The 22375-nt window shown below is 73.1% G+C and carries 18 protein-coding genes and 1 pseudogene; 11 read left to right on the top strand and 8 right to left on the bottom strand.

From position 1 onward, the window contains the following. Window positions 1-76: 76 nt before the first annotated feature. From KPF47_RS28055 to KPF47_RS28040, 4 genes are all read right to left on the bottom strand, one after another. The gene (locus KPF47_RS28055) at window positions 77-2665 is read right to left on the bottom strand and encodes a DNA translocase FtsK (protein ID WP_224391813.1); all 2589 of its coding nucleotides are present in this window, start codon (window positions 2663-2665) and stop codon (window positions 77-79) included. A gap of 80 nt (window positions 2666-2745) precedes the next feature. Further along, complete coding sequence (locus KPF47_RS28050) at window positions 2746-4434, bottom strand: ribonuclease J (RefSeq protein WP_224391960.1); 1689 nt, start codon at window positions 4432-4434, stop codon at window positions 2746-2748. Window positions 4435-4617: 183 nt separating this feature from the next. Next, entirely contained in the window at window positions 4618-5649 is a 1032-nt protein-coding gene (dapA, locus tag KPF47_RS28045) for a 4-hydroxy-tetrahydrodipicolinate synthase (protein WP_224391812.1), read from the bottom strand. Between the two features lie 38 nt (window positions 5650-5687). Further along, a complete protein-coding gene (locus tag KPF47_RS28040; RefSeq protein WP_224391811.1) occupies window positions 5688-6314 on the bottom strand; it encodes a TIGR03085 family metal-binding protein in 627 nt (208 codons plus the stop codon). Between the two features lie 165 nt (window positions 6315-6479). On the opposite strand from KPF47_RS28040, the gene KPF47_RS28035 reads away from it, so the two are divergent. Then, window positions 6480-7793: an MFS transporter gene (locus tag KPF47_RS28035; RefSeq protein ID WP_224391810.1), complete on the top strand. Its 1314-nt coding sequence runs from the start codon at window positions 6480-6482 to the stop codon at window positions 7791-7793. A 189-nt stretch (window positions 7794-7982) separates the two neighbouring features. Then, the gene (locus KPF47_RS28030; RefSeq protein WP_224391809.1) at window positions 7983-8726 is read left to right on the top strand and encodes a Crp/Fnr family transcriptional regulator; all 744 of its coding nucleotides are present in this window, start codon (window positions 7983-7985) and stop codon (window positions 8724-8726) included. A gap of 46 nt (window positions 8727-8772) precedes the next feature. Here the strand turns inward: KPF47_RS28030 and thyX are convergent, their stop codons facing one another. Further along, a complete protein-coding gene (gene thyX / locus KPF47_RS28025; RefSeq protein WP_224391808.1) occupies window positions 8773-9537 on the bottom strand; it encodes an FAD-dependent thymidylate synthase in 765 nt (254 codons plus the stop codon). Window positions 9538-9688: 151 nt separating this feature from the next. Between thyX and KPF47_RS28020 the strand changes: the two genes are divergently transcribed. The 3 genes from KPF47_RS28020 to KPF47_RS28010 all read left to right on the top strand — a co-directional run bounded on the left by KPF47_RS28020 (window position 9689) and on the right by KPF47_RS28010 (window position 11961). Next, window positions 9689-10252: a toxin-antitoxin system HicB family antitoxin gene (locus tag KPF47_RS28020; RefSeq protein WP_224391807.1), complete on the top strand. Its 564-nt coding sequence runs from the start codon at window positions 9689-9691 to the stop codon at window positions 10250-10252. Beyond that, window positions 10249-11451: a DUF4097 family beta strand repeat-containing protein gene (locus tag KPF47_RS28015; RefSeq protein WP_224391806.1), complete on the top strand. Its 1203-nt coding sequence runs from the start codon at window positions 10249-10251 to the stop codon at window positions 11449-11451. The genes KPF47_RS28020 and KPF47_RS28015 overlap by 4 nt, the downstream gene beginning before the upstream one ends. 66 nt (window positions 11452-11517) lie before the next feature. Next, window positions 11518-11961, top strand: coding sequence for a nitroreductase family deazaflavin-dependent oxidoreductase (locus tag KPF47_RS28010; RefSeq protein ID WP_224391805.1), 444 nt, complete (start codon window positions 11518-11520; stop codon window positions 11959-11961). 4 nt (window positions 11962-11965) lie between these two features. Here the strand turns inward: KPF47_RS28010 and KPF47_RS28005 are convergent, their stop codons facing one another. Further along, window positions 11966-13213, bottom strand: a complete 1248-nt coding sequence (locus KPF47_RS28005) for a winged helix-turn-helix domain-containing protein (protein ID WP_224391804.1) — start codon at window positions 13211-13213, stop codon at window positions 11966-11968. Window positions 13214-13311: 98 nt separating this feature from the next. Here KPF47_RS28005 and KPF47_RS28000 point away from each other — a divergent pair, with 98 nt between their 5' ends. Then, entirely contained in the window at window positions 13312-13842 is a 531-nt protein-coding gene (locus tag KPF47_RS28000; RefSeq protein ID WP_224391803.1) for a GNAT family N-acetyltransferase, read from the top strand. A gap of 5 nt (window positions 13843-13847) precedes the next feature. Here KPF47_RS28000 and dapB read toward each other — a convergent pair whose 3' ends face one another. After that, complete coding sequence (dapB, locus tag KPF47_RS27995; RefSeq protein WP_224391802.1) at window positions 13848-14597, bottom strand: 4-hydroxy-tetrahydrodipicolinate reductase; 750 nt, start codon at window positions 14595-14597, stop codon at window positions 13848-13850. A 168-nt stretch (window positions 14598-14765) separates the two neighbouring features. Between dapB and KPF47_RS27990 the strand changes: the two are divergent. After that, window positions 14766-15759: pseudogene (locus KPF47_RS27990) on the top strand (IS481 family transposase). Window positions 15760-15840: 81 nt separating this feature from the next. Here the strand turns inward: KPF47_RS27990 and KPF47_RS27985 are convergent. Further along, window positions 15841-16320 carry a DUF456 domain-containing protein gene (locus KPF47_RS27985; RefSeq protein ID WP_224391801.1) on the bottom strand — a complete coding sequence of 160 codons (480 nt, stop codon included), beginning with the start codon at window positions 16318-16320 and terminating at the stop codon, window positions 15841-15843. Between the two features lie 231 nt (window positions 16321-16551). Here KPF47_RS27985 and KPF47_RS27980 point away from each other — a divergent pair, with 231 nt between their 5' ends. The 4 genes from KPF47_RS27980 to KPF47_RS27965 are packed head-to-tail and all read left to right on the top strand — an operon-like array spanning window position 16552 to window position 22294. Then, the gene (locus KPF47_RS27980; RefSeq protein WP_224391800.1) at window positions 16552-17535 is read left to right on the top strand and encodes an ABC transporter permease; all 984 of its coding nucleotides are present in this window, start codon (window positions 16552-16554) and stop codon (window positions 17533-17535) included. Between the two features lies 1 nt (window position 17536). Then, window positions 17537-18493, top strand: a complete 957-nt coding sequence (locus KPF47_RS27975; protein ID WP_224391799.1) for an ABC transporter permease — start codon at window positions 17537-17539, stop codon at window positions 18491-18493. Beyond that, window positions 18490-20562: an ABC transporter ATP-binding protein gene (locus KPF47_RS27970; protein WP_224391798.1), complete on the top strand. Its 2073-nt coding sequence runs from the start codon at window positions 18490-18492 to the stop codon at window positions 20560-20562. Before KPF47_RS27975 ends, KPF47_RS27970 begins: the two co-directional genes overlap by 4 nt. Window positions 20563-20605: 43 nt before the next feature. Further along, window positions 20606-22294, top strand: a complete 1689-nt coding sequence (locus KPF47_RS27965) for an ABC transporter family substrate-binding protein (RefSeq protein WP_224391797.1) — start codon at window positions 20606-20608, stop codon at window positions 22292-22294. The last annotated feature ends 81 nt before the right edge of the window (window positions 22295-22375 follow it).

Genomic DNA, 22375 nt, shown 5'->3' with positions numbered 1-22375 from the left:
GTTAACCCGTGGGCCCGAAAAGTCGATCACCGACGGTGTCGGGATCATCACCGCCCCGCGACCGTCACCCGCGGTGTCACTCGTCGTCGCCGATCTCGCCACCGTCGGCGGTACCGCCACCACGGATCAGCACGAGCGCTCCCTCCAGCTCGTCCGGCTTGACCAGGACGTCGCGAGCCTTCGAGCCCTCCGAGGGACCGACGATGTTGCGGGTCTCGAGCAGGTCCATCAGCCGGCCCGCCTTCGCGAACCCGACGCGCAGCTTGCGCTGCAGCATCGAGGTCGACCCGAACTGCGAGGTGACGATCAGCTCCGTGGCCTGCAGCAGCAGGTCGAGGTCGTCGCCGATGTCGGCGTCGATCTCCTTCTTCTCACCGGCCTTCTGCGCGGTGACGCCCTCGGTGTAGCTGGGCTCGGCCTGCTCCTTGGTGAACGCGACGACCTTGGAGATCTCGTCGTCGTCGACGAACGCGCCCTGCATGCGGACCGGCTTGCCGGCGCCCATCGGCAGGTAGAGCGCGTCGCCCATGCCGATCAGCTTCTCCGCGCCCGGCTGGTCGAGGATGACCCGGCTGTCGGTCAGCGACGACGTCGCGAACGCCAGCCGGGACGGCACGTTGGTCTTGATCAGACCGGTGACGACGTCGACCGACGGTCGCTGGGTCGCCAGGATCAGGTGGATCCCGGCCGCCCGTGCCTTCTGGGTGATCCGGACGATCGCGTCCTCGACGTCGCGCGGGGCGGTCATCATGAGGTCGGCGAGCTCGTCGACGATGCACATGATGTAGGGGTAGGGGCGGTACACCCGCTCCGAGCCGGGCGGGGCGGTGATCTCCCCCGTGCGCACCTTGCGGTTGAAGTCGTCGACGTGGCGGACCCGGTTGGCCTGCATGTCCTGGTAGCGCTGCTCCATCTCCTCCACCAGCCAGGCCAGCGCCGCGGCGGCCTTCTTCGGCTGGGTGATGATGGGCGTGATCAGGTGCGGGATGCCCTCGTAGGGCGTCAGCTCGACCATCTTCGGGTCGATGAGGATCATCCGGACCTCGTCCGGGGTCGCCCGGGTCAGCAGCGACACCAGCATCGAGTTCACGAAGCTCGACTTGCCGGAGCCGGTGGAGCCCGCCACCAGCAGGTGCGGCATCTTCGCCAGGTTCGCGACGAGGTAGTGGCCCTCGATGTCCTTGCCCAGCCCGATCCCCATCGGGTGCTGCTCGTTGCGCGCGTTGCCCGAGCGCAGGACGTCGCCGAGCCGGACCATCTCCCGGTCGGTGTTGGGCACCTCGATGCCGACCGCGGACTTGCCGGGGATCGGCGCGAGCAGCCGGACGTTGTCGTTCGCGACCGCGTAGGCCAGGTTGCGCTGCAGCTGGGTGATCTTCTCGACCTTCACCGCGGGGCCGAGCTCGATCTCGTAGCGGGTGACCGTCGGGCCGCGGGTGAAGCCGGTGACCTGGGCGTCGACGTTGAACTGGTCGAGGACCCCGGAGATCGCCTCGATCATCGCGTCGTTGGCGGAGCTGCGGGACTTGGGCGGCGGCCCGGACTCCAGGGTGTCCGCCGGCGGCAGGATGTACTCGGTGTCGGACTGCGGCTGGCGGATCGCCATCGAGAGCTGCTCGCCCTCGATCGGCTCGTCGGCGACCTGCGGTGTCTCGACGACGGGCTTGCGCGGCTTCGTCGCCTGCGGCGCGGCCGCGGCCGGGGCGGCGGCGGGCGCCTCCTCCTCCGGGACGCCGGGCAGCGACGGGTCCACCGGGGCCGGGGCGTGCTCGCCCTCCTCCACCCGGAACGCGTCGGCCTCCGCGGCGCCCTGCCTGCGCCGCGCGGGCCGGCGCTTGCGCGGGGCCGGTTCGCCGTCCTCGGCCTGCCCCTCGCGCTCGGCGACCGCGTCGGCCACCGTGCGCGGACGGTCCGTGCCGGAGGCGTCCTCGCCGTCCTGCTCGGGCGGGAGCTGCCCGGTGAGCCTGCGGAACCGGTCCGGCAGCTCGCGCACCGGGATGCCGGTGACCAGCAGCACCGAGTACAGCGTCAGCAGGACGAGAACGGGGACGGCCGTCCACAGGCTCAGTCCGGCCTTGAGCGGGGTCCCGGCGACGAAGCCGAGCGCGCCGCCCGCGCCGCGCCAGGCGTCGGGCTCCGCCGGCGCGCCGGCACCCAGGTGCACCAGACCCAGCACGCCGAGCGCGAGCAGCAGGCTCCCGGTGACGATCCGCGGTCGCGCCTCGGGGTGCCCCTCGGTGGTGACCATGACGATGCCGACGCCCAGCAGGATCGCCGGCAACGCGACGCCCGCCTGCCCCATCACCGCCTCGACGAGGAAGGTGAACCAGTAGCCGACCGAGCCGCCCGCCTGCCACCACAGCCCGGCGGCGGCGATGACGGCGAGCACGAGCATCCCGAAGCCGATGCCGTCCCGGCGGTGCGCGGGGTCGATCTCCCGGGTGCGGCCGACCGCGCGCCCGGAGGCACGGACGGTCTTCGCCACGCCCCGGCCGACCGCGTCGATCCCCCGGTCCACCAGGTCCGGGCCCTGACGCCGGGCCGGAGGCCTGCGGCCCGCGGCCGGGCGCTTGCGGGCGGTGGACGCGCGCGAGCCCGACCGCCCCGAGCCGCGGCCCGCGGCCGCGGTCGTGGTGGTCCGGCCCGTGCCTGTGCGTCCTGCCATGTCACACACGGTAGCCCGGTTCGGTGATCGAACCGGGGACCGACGCGGCGGTGGCGGGGTCACCGACCCCGCCACACCCCTCAGACCGCGATGACCGTGGGGACGATCATGGGACGACGCCGGTAGGTGTCCGACACCCAGCGCCCGACCACGCGCCGCACGCCCTGGGCGATCCGGTGCGGGTCGGTGACGTTCTCGTTCTCCAGCCGGGACAGCTCGTCCTCGACCAGGGACTGGGCCGCGTCGAGCGCCTTCGGGTCGTCGGAGAACCCGCGACCGGACAGGGTCGGACGCGACAGCGCCCGCCCGGTCTTGTGGTCGATCGCGACGTTGATGGCGATGAACCCGCCCTCACCGAGCGCGATCCGGTCACCGAGTGTGGTCTCGCCGACGTCACCGACCGAGAGGCCGTCGACGTAGACCTGACCGACCTCGACCCGGCCGGTGATCGCCGCACGGCCGTCGACCAGGTCGACGACCACGCCGTTCTCCGCGATGACCACCGACTCCCGCGGCACCCCGGTCCGCACCGCGAGGGCGGCGTTGGCCCGCAGGTGGCGCCACTCCCCGTGCACCGGCATGACGTTCGACGGGCGCACCGCGTTGTAGAGGAACAGCAGCTCCCCGGCCGGGGCGTGCCCGGAGACGTGCACCTTCGCGTTGCCCTGGTGCACCACGGTCGCACCGAGCCGCGTCAGCCCGTTGATCACGCCGAAGACGGCGGTCTCGTTGCCCGGGATCAGCGAGCTGGCCAGAATGATCGTGTCGTCCGGGCGGATCGTGATGCTGCGGTGGTCCCCGCGCGCCATCCGGGACAGCGCGGCGAGCGGCTCGCCCTGCGACCCGGTGGAGACCAGCACCAGCTTCTCGTCGGGCAGCCGCATCGCCTCGTCGATGTCGACGAGCAGCCCGTCGGGGATGTTCAGCAGCGAGTGGTCGTCGGCCAGGCCCATGTTGCGGACCATCGAGCGCCCGGTCAGACACACCTTGCGGCCGTGCGCGTGCGCGGCGTCGAGCACCTGCTGGACGCGGTGCACGTGGCTGGCGAAGCAGGCCAGGATGATCCGCGACGGGGCCCGGCGGACCAGGTCGGAGATGACCGGCCCGATGTCGGCCTCGGGCGTCACGAAGCCCGGTACCTCGGCGTTGGTGGAGTCGACCAGGAACAGGTCGACGCCCTCCTCACCCAGCCGGGAGAACCCGCCCAGGTCGGTGAGCCGCCCGTCGAGCGGGAGCTGGTCGAGCTTGATGTCACCGGTGTGCAGCAGCAGCCCGGCAGGCGTGCGGACGGCGACGGCGACGGCGTCGGGGATGGAGTGGTTGACCGCGAAGTACTCGCAGTCCCATCCACCGTGCGAGACCCGGTCGCCCTCCTTGATCTCCTGCAGGTGCGGCGTCAGGCGGTGTTCCTTGCACTTGGCCGCGACCAGGGCGAGCGTGAACCGGGACCCGACGACGGGGATGTCCGGGCGCATGCGCAGCAGCCACGGCACGGCACCGATGTGGTCCTCGTGCCCGTGGGTCAGCACGAGCGCGTCGATGTCGTCGAGGCGGCCCTCGAGGGTGCGGAAGTCGGGCAGGATCAGGTCGATGCCCGGCTCGGAGTCGGACGGGAACAGCACGCCGCAGTCGACGACGAGCAGCCGGCCCTCGTACTCGAAGACGGTCATGTTGCGACCGACCTCGCCGATCCCGCCGAGTGCGTAGACGCGCAGGCCACCCCGCGCGAGGGCGGGCGGCGGGGCGTCCGGGAGCTCCGGGCGCTCGATGTTCTCCGGCGGCGCGGAGAGCGTCCGGCCGGGCCGGTTGCGTCGGTCGTTGCGCTGGGGACTCACAGGGGTTCGTGCCTCACATGGGTTCGTGTGCTTCTGGTTCGCGTTCTTCTGATGCGTGTTCTCCGGTGTCCGCGGCCACCGGGGTTCCGGTGGCCCGCACCCGACGGGGTCGGCGGACTACGTGCGGTGGTAGGCCACCTCGGCACCCAGGTCCGCCGCCGTGCGCCCGCCGAGGGCGCCGTGGCCGGGCTGGTAGACCGGAGCGTTCGGACGGGCCTGCGGGTCCAGCGCCACCCCGGCGACGGCGAGGTCCCCGGCGATCGCGGCGACCTGGTCCTCGGTGGCGGGCGGCAGCGGCAGCCGGGTGTCGCCGACGTCGATGCCGCGCAGCCGCAGCGCGGTCTTGGCGAACACCGCACCGCCGACCCGGCCCATCCCGCGGATGACCGGGAGCATCGCGTAGTGCAGCGCGCGGGCCCGCTCGTGCTCGCCGGCGTGGTAGGCGTCGATCAGGGCCCGCAGCCGGTCGGCGACGACGTGGCCGATCACGCTGACGAAGCCGACCGCCCCGACCGACAGCCACGGCAGGTTCACCGGGTCGTCGCCGGAGTAGTAGGCCAGCGTGGTGGTCGCCAGCACCTCGGTCCCGACCCGCAGGTCGTTGCGGGCGTCCTTCACCGCGACGATCCGCGGGTTCTGCGCCAGGCGCTGGAAGGTCTCGACGTCGATCCCGATCACGCTGCGCGGCGGGATGTCGTAGAGCATCACCGGCAGGTCACCGGCGTCGGCGACGGCACTGAAGTGCGCGAGCAGGCCCTCCTGCGGGGGCCGCGAGTAGTACGGGGTGACCACGAGCAGGCCGTGCGCCCCGGCCCGCTGCGCGCTGCGGGCCAGCTCGATCGAGTGTGCGGTGTCATAGGTCCCCGCACCGGCGACGACCGTCGCCCGGTCCCCCACCGCGGACACGACGGCGCGGATCAGCTCCGACTTCTCGGTGTCGGAGGTGGTCGGCCCCTCACCCGTGGTGCCGTTGACGACCAGGCCGTCGTTGCCGAGGTCGACCAGGTGGGTCGCCAGCTCCTCGGCCTTCGCCAGGTCCAGCTCGCCCTCGGAGTCGAACGGCGTGACCATCGCGGTCAGCACCTCGCCGAACGGTCGGCGCGGCGGGTGCTGCTGGCCGCCGGGGGCGGGATCGGGACCGGTGCTCATGACCGGTGACGGTACCGCCCTGGGCCGACCGTTCCCGGTCACATCCCGGACGGAGCGCCGCGGTAGGCCTCCACGTCGGCGGGCAGCCCGGTCACCTCCACCCGAGCGGCGTCCCGGCCGAAGGCGTGCAGGACCAGCTCGGCGGGATCGCCGGTCACCGTGACCACGCCGAACCCGGTCGCGACGACCTGCGTCGCTCCCTCCGGACGGGCCAGGACCAGGCCGACCGGGCTGCGCCGGAACAGCAGCCTGGCCTGGTTCGCGAGCAGGTTCCACAGCTGCCCGTCGCGCTCCGGGTCCGACGGACGCGGCTCCCAGCCGGGCTCCCCGCGGCGCAGGTCCTCGTGGTGGACGAAGAACTCGGCACCGTTGGCGACCTCGTCGACCTTGCCGACCTTGAACGGCGACCAGGCGGGCGGCCCCTTGCGCAGGTCGTCGATCATGTTCGGCCAGGCCGCGGACGCGTAGCCGTCCATCGCCTTGTCGGTCATCCCCGACAGGGCGGGCACGACGATCCCCGCGGCGTTCCACGGCTGCCGCTCGCGCACCAGCAGGTGGGTGAGCAGGTCCCGGGCGTTCCAGCCCTCGCACAGGGTCGGTCGGTCGGGTCCGGAGCGTTCGAACTCGGCGCAGAGGGCGGCACGTTCGGCGGTGGCGAGGCTCACCGTCCCCAACGTAGTGCCGAGCGTCCACGGCCGCACCGCGCGCCCAACGGTCGACAGAAGGCTGACGGAACGCAGCGCTTCTGTAGCCGGTGATACAGATCTCACCCGCCGGTGTCCCGATACTCCGATCCGTCCCACCACTGCTTCTCGACGGGGAGAACACACGTGACGAACGCTGCCCCCACGCAGCCGCCGCGGTCGATGCGCCGGATCGCGCTCGCGAGCATGACCGGAACGGTCATCGAGTTCTACGACTTCTTCATCTACGGCACCGCTGCGGCCCTGGTGTTCAACAAGGTCTTCTTCCCCGAGCTCGGAGCGGCGGCCGGTACCGCGCTCGCCCTGGCCACCTTCGGGGTCGCGTTCGTCGCACGACCGTTCGGGTCGGTGCTGTTCGGTCACTTCGGCGACCGGCTCGGCCGCAAGGGCACGCTGGTCACCACGCTGCTGCTGATGGGCTTCTCGACGCTGGCGATCGGCCTGCTGCCCACCACCGGCATGATCGGCGTCCTGGCCCCGATCCTGCTCGTGGTGCTGCGCATCCTGCAGGGCCTCGCCGTCGGTGGCGAGTGGGCCGGGGCGACCCTGCTCACCGCGGAGAACGCCCCGACCAAGGCCCGCGGCAAGTACGCGCTGTTCCCGCAGCTCGGCCCGTCGGTGGCGTTCGCGCTGGCGTCGGCGACCTTCCTGGTCACCGCGCTGACCATGAGCAACGAGGCCTTCCTGGCCTGGGGCTGGCGGATCCCGTTCATCGGCTCGGTGCTGCTCGTCGCGGTCGGGCTCTACGTGCGGCTCGCGCTGGAGGAGACGGCGGGCTTCAAGAACAGCGGCCCGGTGTCGACGAAGCTCCCGATCACCGAGGTGTTCACCACCCGGCCGGCCGCGGTGTTCCTCGGCGCAGGCTCGACCACCGCGGTGTTCGCCTTCTTCTACATCGGTGTCACCTACCTGACCAGCTACGGCACCCAGCAGCTGCAGCTGCCGCGCCCGTCGGTGCTGGCCATGGGCATCGTCGGCGGCATCGTCTTCGCCCTGACGACGATCGCCTCGGCGATCCTGTCCGACCGGGTCGGGCGACGGAAGATGGTCGTCGGCGGCAACATCGCCTCCGTCGCCGCCGGGCTGGTCGCGTTCCCGATCATCGACATCGGGACGGTGTGGTCGTTCGGGCTGGGCCTGTCGCTGGTGCTGGGCGTCGTCGGCATCGCCTACGGCCCGATCGGTGCCCAGCTGCCGGAGCTGTTCCCGACCCGCTTCCGCTACACCGGCGCCGGGATCGCCTACAACCTCGCCGGCGTGTTCGGCGGCGGTGTGGTGCCGCTGTTCACCGCGGCACTCGCCGCGTCGACGCTGGGCAGCCTCGGCATCGGCCTGCTGCTCTCGGCGGTCTCGCTGATCAGCCTGCTCTGCACGCTGGCCCTGCCGCAGACCGACGCCGACTCCCTCGCCGAGCAGGACGCCCAGCTCGCGGCCGTCTGACCGGCCGCCGGGGCGGCCCGCCCGGGCGGGCCGCCCCGCACCCGGTGCCGGCAGCCGCCGGCCGGCACACCCCCGGGACCGGCACGGCCCGGACGCCCCCCTCGGCGTCCGGGCCGTTCCGCCTACCCGCACGCGCACCGGCCCGCTACCGTCCGGACGGACCATCGGTGACGGCCGGGAGGCGGGGCCATGAGCAGCGGCGCGGCGCGGCGACCGGACGGCCCCGTCCGCGCGCTGCCCGCCCCCGAGCCCGGTGACCACCCGGTCTCCCCGTTCCTCACCGCGCCCTGGACCTCGGTCACCTCCCGGATCGCGCGGCTGGGCAGTCCCCGCCACTACGCCCGCGGCGAGCACATCTACACCCAGGGCGAGCTGTCGTCACGGTTCCATCTCGTGGTCTCCGGGCGGGTCCGCATCTACCTGCACCGCCCCGACGGCTCCGAGCGCTCCCTGGCCTACGCCGAGTCCGGCGCCAGCCTCGGTGAGGCCGCCTGCGTCGACGGACGGCCGCGGCACCTCGCCTCGGTCTGCACCCGGCCGTCGGAGATCGTCTCGGTGACCCGCGACGCGCTGCTGCACGCCGCCCGCGAGGAGCCGGAGCTACTGCTCGAGATCACCCGCCGGATCGCCTACAAGCAGCGGGTCATGCAGCTGCACGTGCTCATCGAGGGACTGCCCGCCCGCGAGCGGATCATCCTGCTCCTCGGCCACCTCGTGGAGGCCTACGGCGAGGTCGCCCTCGACGAGGTGGCACGGCTGTCGATCCGTCCGGCCGTCGACGAGCTGGGCCTGCTGGTGGGCCTCACCCGGGTCACGACCAGCCGGGAGCTGTCGCAGCTGGTGGCGGAGGGTCTGTTGGAGAAGGAGGGACGCGGGTTCGTCGTCCGGGACCTGCCGGACCTGCGACGACGGGTGCACGCGGTCCTCGCCTGAGCCCCGGGCGCCCGCCCGGCGGCGGCGACCGCCGGACCGGAGCCGCTCAGCCCTCGGCCACCAGCGGGCTGGAGGCGATCTCGGTGCCGTCGGCCAGGGTCTGGATCTGGAAGTCCGCGAACACGTTCGGGACCTCGACCTGCAGCTGGCGCAGGCACTCGACGGCGAGGTTGCGGATCTCGACGTCGGCCGCCTCGGAGGCGCGCATCGCGATGAAGTGCCGCCACGCGCGGTAGTTCCCGGTGACGACGATCTTGGTCTCGGTGACGTTCGGCAGCACCGACCGCGCGGCCTGACGGGCCTGCTTGCGACGCAGCGTCCCGTTCGGCACGTCGGCGAAGCGCGCCTCCAGCCCTTCGAGGAGCTTCTCGTAGGAGGCGAGCGCATCCGCCGAGGCCTTCAGGAACAGCTCGTGCAGCTCCGGGTCCCGGGCGATGACGTCGGGCTCGACCATCGCGGCGTCGCGCTCGGGGACGTAGCGCTGCGAGAGCTGGGAGTAGGAGAAGTGCCGGTGCCGGATGAGCTCGTGGGTCAGCGACCGCGAGATGCCGGTCAGGTAGAAGCTGACCGAGCCGTGCTCCAGGACCGAGAGGTGCCCGACCTCGAGGATGTGGGCGATGTAGCCGGCGTTGGTCGCGGTCCGCGGGTTCGGCTTGGTCCACGACTGGTAGCAGGCGCGGCCGGCGAACTCGGCGAGGGCCTGACCGCCGTCGGCGTCGGTGGACCACGGGACGTCCGCGGGCGGGGTGAACTCGGTCTTCGCGACGAGCTGCACGGTCAGCGGGACGGTCTTCGGCGCGGTCTCCGGCATGCCGCGAGGGTAACGACCGGCGTCCCCGGCACTCGCCGGGCCCCGCGCCCGCACCCACGGTGGCGGCCGCGGCACCCCTGGTGCGCTGCGACGTCGCCATCGACGCCACGAACGGGTGGCGTGATATCAGAAGTGACGCCATAGTGGTGTCATGGACCTCACGCCGTACGTCGCGCAGCTGCGCGACGACCTCGCCGCCGCGGCGGCCGCGGGCGACGAGCAGACCCGTCGCACGGCGGCCCTGCTCGGCTCCGCGATCGAGCCCGCCGCCCGGCTCGCGATCATGAACGCCCTGTCCGACCTGACCTCGGAGGCGACCGCCGCGCTCGGCGACCGCTCGGTCGAGGTCCGTCTGCACGGCCGGGAGGTGCGCGTGTCGGTGTCCGGGGGCGACCCGGAGCCCGGGCACACCCCCACCCCGGACCCGGCTCCGGCACAGGAGGGGTCGTCCCCGTTCGCGGGCTTCCCGTTCGCCGGTGGCGGCCCGGCTCCCGGCGGCTCGCCGTTCTCCGGTGACGCCGGTGACATCAGCCGGGTCACCCTGCGCATCGTCGAGCAGATCAAGGCCCAGGCCGAGCGCGCCGCCCAGAGCCAGGGCGTCTCGCTGAACACCTGGGTGTCCCAGGCGGTGCAGGGAGCGCTGGCCGGCGCCGAGGGACGCACCGGCCGCCCGCCCCGCGACGGGCGCAGCCTCCGGGGATGGGTGCAGGGATGAGCGACGAGCGGACCGGCCCGGACGACGGCACCGGCGACGAGCACGGCGCAGCCGGGGGTTCCGACCCGGCAGGCCGCACCGGCACCGGGGACGGCAGCGGCGCCGACACCGGCCGGGCACGACCCGGCGGCACCGACAGCGGCGCCGGCGCCGCCACGGCGCCCGATCCCGCAGCCGCGCCCGACCCCGCAGCCGCGAGCGACGACGGCACCGGTGGCACCGGCGCGGCCGCACCCGGTACGCCGGCCCGCAGCGAGCGGTTCGACTGCTCCGGCGCCGCCGAGATCGAGGTGACGACCGGCGCCGGCCGGGTCCGGATCGACCTGGTCGAGGGTGCCGACGAGGTGCACCTGGAGATCACCGCCGACCGCGCCGCCGCGCCGTGGTCCGGCGGCCTCGGCGGACTGCTGGACTGGATCGGCAGCTCCATGACCGGCGGCGCCGGAGCGCCCCGGGCCGGGGCCGGCTGGTCCGGGCGCGGGTTCGACCCGATCGTGGGCGCCCCGTGGGAGGCCACCGGCGACCCGTCGGCCGACGCCGTCGACGCGGTGACCGTCGAGTGGTCGGCGTCGGCACGGCGACTGGTGGTGCGCGGGCCGGACGACCCGACTCTCGGAGCGGTGCCGCTGCTGGTGACCGTCTCCGCCCCCGCCGGGTCGCGGCCCGCGGTGCGCACCGGCGCGGCCTCGGTCGAGCTGACCGGCCGGGCGTCCTGGGCGGCGGTGCGGACCGGGTCCGGTGCGGCCCGGGTGGCCCGGGTGCACGGCGACGCCGACGTCACCACCGGGTCGGGCTCGATCGACCTGGGCTCGTGCTCGGGCCGGGCGCACCTGCGGGCCGGGTCCGGCCGCGTCGAGGCCGGGTCCCTCGGCGGTGCGTCCCGCATCCGGACGGGCAGCGGTGACGTGCACGTCGGTGAGCTGACCGCGGATCTGGAGGTCCGTTCGGGGTCGGGGGACGTCGTCGTCGCCGACGCGGTGTCCGGTGACGTCCGGCTCGGCACCGGGTCGGGCTCGGTGCGGGTCGGGGTGCACTCCGGTGTCGCCGCCGAGCTGGACCTGTCGACCGGGACCGGCCGCGCCCGCTCCGAGCTCGACGTCCGCCACGACACCCCGCCGACGGCGCCGGCGGTGCGGCTGTCCGGGCGCACCGGCAGCGGCGACGTCCTCGTGACCCGGGCCTCCGCCGCCGCGGTCTGAGACCGTCGTCGGTACCTCGCTTGTCGAGATGTTCGACAGGCGCGGTATCGGCGTACGCTCGCCGGCGTGGACCATGCCGAGATCGCCGCGACCAACGCCTCGATGACCGCCCGGGTGCTGCAGATGCCCGCCACGCCCGTCCCGGACGGCGGCTACGCCCTGCGCGTGCTGCGTACCCGCGGACGACGCAGCGGGGAGCCGCGTGACACGCCGATCGGCGTGGTCGGGCACGGGGGCGCCGAGTACCTGGTCTCCCCCACCGGCGGACGGGACTGGGTGCGCAACCTGCGGGCGGCCCCCGCCTGCACGGTCCGCTCCGCCGGGGGTGACGCGCCGCGCCGCGCCGTCGAGCCCGGCCGCGCCGAGGCCGCCGCGGTCGTGGTCGGCTACCTGCGGGCGCTGGACGTGCCGTGGGCCCTGGCGGCCTTCCCGGTGCCGGCCGACGCCTCGGCGGAGCAGGTCGCGACGCACCTGGACACCATCGCGGTCTTCCGGCTCAACCCCGCCTGAGCACTCAGGCGGCGGCGACCTCGGCCCGGAGCTCGGTGGCGAGGTCCCCGCGCTCCCCCACCGCGACACCGTCGAGACCCAGCCAGCCCGCCATCGTCGCGAGCTCCGCGGCCAGCTCGGCCGCGATCCGCCCACGCGCGGCGGCGACACCGGGCTCGGCGAACGCCCCGGGCACCCGCAGCACCCCGGCCGCCCGGTCGGCCTTCAGATCGACCCGGCCGACGAGCTCCCCGTCGAGCAGGAACGGGAAGACGTAGTAGCCGTACTCGCGTTTCGGCTCGGGCACGTAGATCTCGATCCGGTAGCGGAACCCGAAGATCCGCTCGGTCCGGTCGCGTTCCCACACCAGCGGGTCGAACGGGCACAGCAGCGCCCGCCCGGCCACCGTGCGCGGGACCCGGGCCGCGGGGTCCCGGTAGGCCGGACGGTCCCAGCCGCGCACCGCGACCGGCTCCAGCGCCCCCGCGTCGACGAGCTCGGCGATCGCCGTACGGGTGCGCTCCGGGCCCAGCCGGTAGTAGTCGCGCAGGTCGGTCTCGGTGCCGACCCCGAGCGCGGACGCGGACCGCGCGACGAGCTCGCGCGCCGCGTCGGCCGGGTCGGGGGCGGGCAACGCGAGGATCTCCGGCGGCAGCACCCGCGCGGGCAGGTCGTAGCGGCGCTCGAAGTGCACCCGCGTGCCGACCGCCAGCTCGCCGACGGCGAACAGGTACTCACAGACCCGCTTGACCTCCGACCGCTCCCACCAGGTGGCACCCGGCGGGCGCGGGCGCACCTCACCGGCCCGCCCGTGCGGGGCGAGCGCCTTCTCGATCGCGCCGGCGCCCAGCGGCCCGGACTCCGCCACCACGTCGAGGATGTCCCCAGCCAGGGCCGGGTGCTTCTCCAGCAGCGGGCCGTAGTGCTTCCACCAGCGCCGCGGCAGCGCCTCGTGCGAGAGCAGCGGCATGTCCTGGACCGGGACCAGGCTCGCCTCGTGTGCCCAGGTCTCCGCCAGCAGCCGCGGTCGCCGTGCGCTCGGCGACCAGGCCGCGTCGTCGAGGAGGGCGGTGGGGTAGTCACCGAGCCTGCTGAACAGCGGCATGTAGTGCGCGCGCACCGCGATGTTGACCGAGTCGAGCTGGAGCAGCTTCACCCGGTCCAGCACCCTACCGAGGTGACGGCGGGTGACCGGCCCGGACGGGCGTGGGTCGGTGAAGCCCTGGGCCGCGAGGAAGGTCCGACGGGCGACGTCGGCGGAGATCGTGCGCACGGGCGGGATGCTGCCACGAGGCACCGACAGGACACCGCGCCGCGCCGTCCGCACCGGGCGGTGACGCGACCGGCCGGGGCGCACGGTAGGCATGACCCATGGCCACCGCGACCGTCCGCCCCGCCACCGACGACGACGTCGGCGCGATCATGGCGATCCAGGACCGCACCTGGCGCACCGCCTACGCCGGGCTGCTGCCCGAGGAGGCGTTCGCGGGGCTGACCTCGGACGCCGCGCGCTCGCACTGGGGCGACGCCGTGCACGCCGGGGACGGGTTCCACCTGTTCGTCGCGGTCGAGGGCGACGAGATCGTCGGGTTCGCCGCCGCCGCCCGCTACGCCGGCGCCGACGGCATGGCGATCGCCGAGGTCAGCACGCTGCTCGTGGAGCCGCGCTGGGGCAGGCGCGGGCACGGCGGACGCCTGCTCGCCGCCGCCGCGGCCGCGCTGCGCGAGTCCGGTTCGGACACCGGACGGGCCTGGGTGGCCGAGGCCGACACGGCGTCACGCCGGTTCTACGACCGCGCGGGCTGGGCGCCCGACGGCGCGGTGCGCACCCTGGACACCGGGTCCTCGACGCTGCGCGAGGTCCGCCACGCCGGGACGCTGGACCTGCGCCTGGTCGGCTGAGCGACTCAGCCGAGCCCGAGGAGCGGCTCCAGGCCGATCGTCAGACCCGGGCGGTCGCGCACGGCGCGCACCGCGAGCAGCACTCCCGGCATGAAGCTGGTCCGGTTCATCGAGTCGTGGCGCAGTGTGAGCACCTCCCCGTCGGTGCCCAGGACGACCTCCTGGTGCGCGATCAGCCCCGGCATCCGGACCGCGTGCACGTGGACGCCGTCCACGACCGCGCCGCGGGCACCGTGCGGGTCGTCGGTGGTGGCGTCGGGCACCGCGCCGAGCCCGGCCCGGCGCCGGGCCTCACCGATCACCGAGGCGGTCCGGGCCGCGGTCCCGGAGGGGGCGTCGACCTTGCCGGCGTGGTGCAGCTCGACGATCTCGGCGGAGTCGAAGAAGCGGGCGGCCTGCGCCGCGAAGTGCATCATCAGCACGGCGCCGACCCCGAAGTTCGGGGCGACGAGCACGCTGCCGGAGCCGCGCTCGTCGAGCAGCGCACGGACCTCGTCGAACTTCGCGGCGTCGAATCCGCTGGTCCCGACGACCGGGGCGACCCCGCGGGCGAGGCACTCCCGGATGTTGCCGAGCGCGGCGCCCGGGTGGGTGAAGTCGACCGCGACGTCGGCGCCGTCGAGGGCCGACAGGTCGTCGCCGGTGTCCAGCGCGGCGACCAGCTCGGTGTCCTCGGCGGCCTCGACCGCCCGGCACACCTCCGACCCCATCCGGCCCTTCGCCCCGAGGACCGCAACCTTGATCGTCCCGCTCACCCGTACACCTCGCGCACCTCGACGTCCTGGACCGCCGGGCAGTCTAGGTGTGATGTCCAGGGACGTTGTTCCGGGTTGAGCTGATGACGGCCTGTCGCGCAGACAGGCGAGGACCCCCGGTTGTGAAGTGGAGCTGTCTAGGAACCGCTTCACCAACCGGAGGCCCTCGTGACCCACGCTAACGCTGCGCTGACTCCGCGTGCCCGACTACGGCTGGCCCGTCTGATCGTCGACCAGGACTGGACCTGCTCCACAGCGGCCAGAATGTTCATGGTCGCCCCTCGCACCGCCCGAAAGTGGGCTGACCGCTACCGCGCCGAGGGCCCGCCCGGAATGGTCGACCGCAGCTCCCGACCACGGTCGATGCCGGCCAAGACCCCGCCCACGCTGGTGAAGCAGATCGTGCGACTGCGATGGCGCCACCGACTCGGACCAGTACAGATCGGCGGCCGACTCACTCTCGCCGCCTCGACCGTGCACGCGGTCCTGCGCCGCTGCCGGATCAACAGGCTCTCCCACATCGACCGGGTCACCGGCGAGCCCCTACGCCGCTACGAACACCCCTACCCCGGTTCGCTGATCCACGTCGACGTCACCAAGTTCGGCAACATCCCCGACGGAGGCGGACACCGCTACGTCGGACGCCGACAAGGCGCCCTGAACAAGCGGTCCACTCCCGGACTGCCCAAGGGAACCGACTACAAGCCGTGCACCCGGCAGAGCGTTCGTCCACACCGTCATCGACGACCACTCCCGCGTCGCCTACGCCGAGATCCACAGCGACGAGAAAGCCGACACCGCCACCGGTGTGCTCCGACGAGCCGTGGACTGGCTCAACGCCCGCGGCGTGACCGTCGAACGGGTCCTGTCCGACAACGGCAGCTGCTACCGCTCACACGCCTGGCGTGACACCTGCAGCGAACTGGGCATCACCCACAAACGAACCCGGCCCTACCGGCCTCAGACCAACGGCAAGATCGAACGTTTCCACCGCACCCTCGCCGACGGGTGGGCCTACGCCCGCTTCCACCCCTGCGAAACCGCTCGTCGAGACGCGCTCCCCGGCTGGCTGCACTTCTACAATCACCACCGGCCCCACAGCGCAACCAACGGCCTACCGCCGATCAACCGCCTGACCAACCTGCCTGGACATCACATCTAGGGCGCGGCCCGGTGCGGCCACGGATCCGGCACCGGCGGGGTGCGCGGCCCCGTGACCTCCGGTCGGGGGCGCGGCCGGGGCTCAGCCGACGACGAGACCGCCGATCCACACCGCGACCGTGACCAGCCCCGCGGCCAGCTCGATCAGGATGCTCCAGCCGACGGCGACGAGTGCCTCGCGCGCCGACCGCCAGGCGGTCGCGGCGTCGGGCAGGCGCGCCAGCTCGGCCAGCCACACACCGAGCACGAAGCCCAGGAACAGCCCGACGACCGGCACCACGAAGAACCCGACGACGCCGAGCGCGAGCCCGGCGAGCAGGGTGCGCGTCGGCACCCCGGAGGCCGCGAGCCGTCGCCCGGGGAGCAGGTACTTCGCGACCTGACCGGCGACGGTGACGAGCACGGCGATGCCCAGCACCCACCAGCCGACCGCGTCCCCGCGCGGGACGGCCCAGACCGCCACCCCGCCGACGATCAGCAGCGGACCCGGCAGCACCGGCAGGACGATCCCGGCCAGTCCGACGAGCATCATCAGGCCTGCGACGACGGCGAGGGCGGTCATGGCGTCCAGCCTGCCAGCAGGGCTCCCCCCTCCCGCGGACCACGCCGCGACACCGACCGGCTGTCATCGTCACGAATGGGTAAACGCTGTGAACCCGGTCTACCGATTTCTGGTACCCGCGTGCCAACCTCGTTGTCACCCGAAACAGTGACGGTCGCTCACCTGCGGCCGGCCCACCACCCGCGTCCGACGGTCACCACCCCGCGCCGCGGTCGACGAGAGAAGAGCAGCGTGCTCCGGTACCTCCTGCGCAGGGGCGCAGGGTGGCTCGCGATGATCGTCGTCGCGACCAACCTGGTCTACTTCCTGGCCAACTCGTTCCTGGACCCCCGGGTCAACTACCTGCAGCTGCGGCCGCCGCGCACCGACGCGGAGATCGCGCGCTCGCTGGGCCAGTACAACCTGGACTCGAACGTCCCGGTCCTGGAGCGGTGGTGGATCTGGGTCACCGGGATCGTGACCCGCTGGGACTGGGGCACCAGCCCGATCGGCGACCCGGTGAACGCACAGGTGGCCTTCCGGGTCGTGGTGTCCGGGCAGCTGGTGTTCTTCTCCCTGCTGCTCTCGATCGTGATCGGCGTGGCCCTCGGGGTCTACTCGGCCCAGCGCCAGTACCGGCTCGGCGACCGCACCGCCCAGCTGACCTCGGTGTTCACCCTGAACATCCCGTCGGCGGTGGCGGCGCTGGCGGTCGTGTTCGTCGCCATCGCGATCAACCAGGGCGTCGGCGGGACGCTGTTCTACGTCGCGGGGTCCGAGTCACCGGGGGTCACCGGCTTCTGGCCGCTGCTCCTCGACCGGGCCCAGCACCTGGTGCTGCCGACGGTCTCGCTGCTGCTCATCTCCTACGCCGGCTACCACCTGCTGCAGCGCTCGATGCTGCTCGACGTGGTCAACTCCGACTACGTGCGCACCGCCCGGGCCAAGGGGCTGACCCGCAGGCAGGCCATCCGCCGCCACGGGCTGCGCAGCTCGATGATCCCGGTCGCCACCCAGGTCGCGTTCGCGATCCCGGCGCTGTTCACCGGCGCGGTGATCACCGAGAAGACCTTCGCCTGGCAGGGCATGGGCGACTACTTCATCCGCACCATCGCGACCAACGACATCCACGGCGTCGTGGCCACGGCGGCGTTCGGCGCGGTCACGACGGCGGTCGGCGCGATGCTCGCCGACGTCGCCGTCGTCGCCCTCGACCCGAGGGTGCGGGTGAGCTGACATGAGCCTGGACATGCCCGAGCTCGCGCCCACCGTGGGCGACGGCGCCGATGGCGACCCCGGGTCCGCAGCGCCCCGGCGGCGCCGGGGCGCCCGCGCCGCCCTGGTCTGGCGCCGCTACCGCCGCAACCGGCCCGCGGTGGCCGGGCTGGTCGTCTTCGGCCTGCTGGTGCTGTTCTCCCTGGTCGGCGGGTACCTCTCCCCCTACGACCACACCGAGGTCGACTTCGCGGCGCTGACCGCGGCGCCGTCGCCGGACCACCCGCTAGGTACCACCGCAGGCGGCAACGACGTCTACGCCCAGGCCGTGCACGGTCTGCAGCGCTCGCTGACCATCGCCGTCACCGTCTCGCTGCTGACCACCCTGATCGCCGCGGTGGTGGGGGCGGGCGCGGCCTACCTGGGCGGCGGGCGCACCTGGGCCCGGCGCGGTGAGCGCGCGCTGCTGACCGTCGTCCACTTCCTGATGGTGGTGCCGTCGTTCCTGATCCTGGCGCTGGCCTCGCAGTGGGGGTCGGGCGACTACCGGATCCTGATCGTCGCGCTGACCCTGCTGGGCTGGATGACGACCGCCCGGGTGGTCTGGACGGTCGCGACCACGCTGCGCGAGCGCGAGTACGTCTCGGCCGCGCGCTTCATGGGCGTGTCCGGCCCGGGGATCGTCTTCCGCCACCTCATCCCGAACATCGGCTCGCTGCTCATCGTGACCTTCACCCTGAACGTGGCGAGCACCGTGCAGAGCGAGACCGCGCTGTCGTTCATCGGGTTCGGCGTGCAGATCCCCGACGTCTCGCTGGGCACGATGCTCGCCGACGGCGGGTCCTCCATGGCGACCGCGCCGTGGATCTTCATCGTGCCGTCGGTGCTGCTGGTACTGCTGACCGCGTCGCTCGCGTTCGTCGGCGACGGCCTGCGCGACGCCCTCGATCCCACGTCCCGGGCCGGAGGCAGGGCATGAGCACCCCCGTACTGTCCGTGCGTGACCTGACCGTCGCGTTCCCGTCCGAGGCCGGTCGGGTCGAGGCCGTCCGCGGCGTCGGCTTCGACCTGCTGCCCGGGCGCACGCTGGGGATCGTCGGGGAGTCCGGCTCCGGCAAGTCGGTGACCTCGCTGGCCGTGATGGGCCTGCTGCCCGAGACGGCGTCGGTGACGGGCTCGATCACCCTGGCCGGGCGCGAGCTGGTCGGCCTGTCCGACGAGGCCCTGTCCGGGATCCGCGGCGACGACATCGGGATGGTCTTCCAGGACCCGCTGTCCTCCCTGACGCCGATCTTCACCGTCGGCGACCAGCTCGTCGAGGCCATGCAGATCCACCGCGACATCGGCCGGGCGAAGGCCCGCGAACGGGCGGTGGAGCTGCTCGACCTGGTCGGCATCCCCGACCCCCGGCGACGCGTGCGCGCCTTCCCGCACGAGTTCTCCGGTGGCATGCGCCAGCGCGTGATGATCGCGATGGCGATCGCGAACGACCCGTCGGTGATCATCGCCGACGAGCCGACGACCGCCCTGGACGTCACGGTGCAGGCGCAGATCCTGGACGTGCTGAAGGTCGCGCGCGACGAGACCGGCGCCGCCGTCGTCATGATCACCCACGACCTGGGCGTGGTCGCGGGCGTCGCCGACGACGTGCTCGTCATGTACGCGGGCCGCCCGGTCGAGACCGCCCCGGTGGACGAGCTGTTCGCCGCGCCACGGATGCCGTACACGATCGGCCTGCTCGGCGCGGTCCCCCGCGTCGACAGCGTCGAGCGGCGCCCGCTCGTCCCGGTGCCCGGCAGCCCGCCCGCGCCGACCGACCTGCCGCCCGGCTGCCCGTTCGCGCCGCGCTGCCCGGTCGCCGTCGACGCCTGCACCACCGCCGAGCCCCCGCTGGTACCGGTCCCCGGCCGGGACGACCACGCCGCCGCCTGCGTGCGGACCGGTGAGGTCGTCGACGGTGCGATCGACGGCGAGCCCGTGTTCGCCGTCCCCGACCTGCCCGTCGCCGGCGACCGCGCCGCCGACCGTGCGGAGCGTCCCGCGGTGCTGTCGGTGAGCCACCTGCGCAAGACCTTCCCGCTGATGAAGGGCTCACTGGTCCGGCGCCGCGTCGGGACGGTGCACGCCGTCGCCGACGTCGACCTCGACATCCGCCGCGGGGAGACCCTCGGCCTGGTCGGCGAGTCCGGCTGCGGCAAGACGACGACCCTGCTGGAGATCATGAACCTGCTCCCGCCGGAGGGTGGGACGGTCGAGGTCGCCGGCACCGACGTCGCGACGCTGCGCGGCCGCGGCGACGTCGCCGCGCTGCGCCGCGAGATCCAGATCGTGTTCCAGGACCCGATGGGCGCGCTCGACCCGCGCATGACCGTCGGGGACATCCTCGGCGAGCCGTTGCGCGCGGCCGGCTGGTCGGACCGGCACCGGATCGGTGCCCGGGTCGACGAGCTGATGGCGCTGGTGGGTCTGGAACCCGGCCACGTCGACCGCTTCCCGGCCGCGTTCTCCGGCGGGCAGCGCCAGCGCATCGGGATCGCCCGCGCCCTGGCGACGAACCCGTCGCTGCTGGTGCTCGACGAACCCGTGTCGGCCCTCGACGTCTCGGTGCAGGCGGGGGTGCTGAACCTGCTCACCGAGCTGCAGCACGAGCTGGGCCTGAGCTACCTGTTCGTCGCCCACGACCTGTCGGTCGTGCGGCACGTCGCGGACCGGGTCGCCGTCATGTACCTGGGGCGGATCGTGGAGTCCGGCGCCGTGCCGGACGTGTTCGGCAACCCGCAGCACCCCTACACCCAGGCGCTGCTGTCGGCGATCCCGGTGCCGGACCCGCAGGTGGAACGGACCCGGCAACGGGTCGTGCTCTCCGGGGACCTGCCCAGCCCGACCGACGACCGGCCCGGCTGTGCGTTCCTGGGCCGCTGCCCGCTGGCCCGGACCCTGTCCGAGCACGAGCGGTCCCGCTGCGCCGGCGAGACCCCGGTGCTGACGGTCAAGGACGGCGCCAGCGACGCCGACTCCGACCACCGCAACGCCTGCCACTTCCGCTGACCCCCTCCCAGCCCGACCCAGGGGAACCGAACGAAGGAGAGACATGCGCAGACCCATCCGACACGGGGCGATCACCGCCGCCGTCGCGGCGCTGGCCCTGGTGCTCGCGGGCTGTGGCGGAGGTGGTTCCGGCGGGCCCGCGCAGACCGGCGAGTCCCTGTCGACGACGCCGTCGTACAACGAGCAGCCCTACGAGAACGTCAAGGACGGCGGGGAGGTCACGCTGCCCTTCCGTTCCGACCTGAACCCGCAGTTCAACATCTTCCAGGGCGACATGACGACCGACACCCGCCTCGCCTGGGGGTTCTACAACCCGTTGGTCATCACGTTCACCCCCACCGGGGACCCGGTCATCAACCCGGACTACGTGACGAAGGCGGACGCCGTCGACAACGCGGGGAAGACGACCGTCACGTACACGATCAACCCGAAGGCCGTGTTCAACGACGGCACGCCGATCGACTGGCGGGCGTTCGAGGCCACCTGGAAGGCCGACAACGGCACGGACACCGCCTTCATCCCGAACTCCACCGACGGCTACGACCGGATCACCTCGGTGACCCGCGGCGCCGACGACAAGCAGGCCGTCGTCACCTTCAACGGTCCCAACCCGTGGTGGCAGAGCCTGTTCAACCAGCTCCTGCACCCGAAGGCCTCCGCCCCGGACGTGTTCAACAAGGGCTACCTGAACAACCCGCACCCCGAGTGGGGCGCGGGACCGTACACCGTGGCGAGCTACGACAAGCAGACCTCCACCATCGCCTTCGAGCGCAACCCGAAATGGTGGGGCAAGAAGGGCAAGCTCGACCGCATCACCCTGGTCCAGATGGAGCAGCAGGCCAAGATCAACGCTTTCCGCAACGGCCAGATCGACGCGACCGAGGCGGAGTCCGCCGACTTCCTCGCCCAGGCCCGCACGGTCCCGAACGCCGACATCCGCATCTCCGGCACCCCGGCGAACTACCTGCTCATGCTGAACAGCACCACGCCGATCCTCAAGGACCCGGCGGTCCGCAAGGCCGTGTTCGACACCATCGACCGCGCACAGCTCGCCAAGATCGCCTTCCAGGGGCTGGACTACACCGAGGACCTGGGTGGTTCGCTGACCCTGCAGCCCTACCAGCAGGGCTACCAGGACAACCTCGCGAGCGCGGTGACCCTCGACCCCGAGGCCGCGAAGCAGGGGCTCGACGCCGCCGGCTGGGTGGCGGGCCCGGACGGCGTACGTACCAAGGAGGGGCAGAAGCTGACCTTCACCTACGTGCAGACCGGCGACACCCCGACCAAGCGCGCCTCGTCCGGCGCCATGGTGGCGATGCTGAAGAACATCGGCGTCGACCTGCAGGTCCGCGTCGTCCCGTCGACCGACTTCTCGAAGGTCCTGGCGAACAAGGAGTTCGACATGGTCTTCCTGGGGTTCAAGTCCTCCGACCCGTACGGCGTGGCCTACATCTGCCAGCAGTACTGCTCGAACTCGACGCTGAACAGCTCCGGAACCGGCACCCCGGAGCTCGACGCCGAGCTGCGCAAGGTCAACACCCTGCCCACCGCCGACGAGCAGTACGCCGCGGCCGCCGCGGCGGAGAAGAAGGCCCTCGCCACCTACGGCGTGCTGCCGGTCTACTCCGGCCCGTCGATCTGGGCGACCAAGCCCGGGCTCGCGAACTGGGGCTCGGCGCTGTTCGCGTTCCCGCCGCTGCCCGAGACCCTCGGCTGGCAGAACGGCTCCTGACCGACCCCGCCCGGCACCGGCGGGGCCCCCGGACCCGCACCGGGGACGGGGCTCCGCCTCCCCTTGCGCACGAACGGGCCC

The organism is Pseudonocardia sp. ICBG1293 (genome assembly GCF_020131355.1).
Classification (GTDB): Bacteria; Actinomycetota; Actinomycetes; order Mycobacteriales; family Pseudonocardiaceae; genus Pseudonocardia.
Note: the sequence above shows the minus strand (reverse complement) of the source record. Positions and strands in the feature narration are given on the sequence as shown.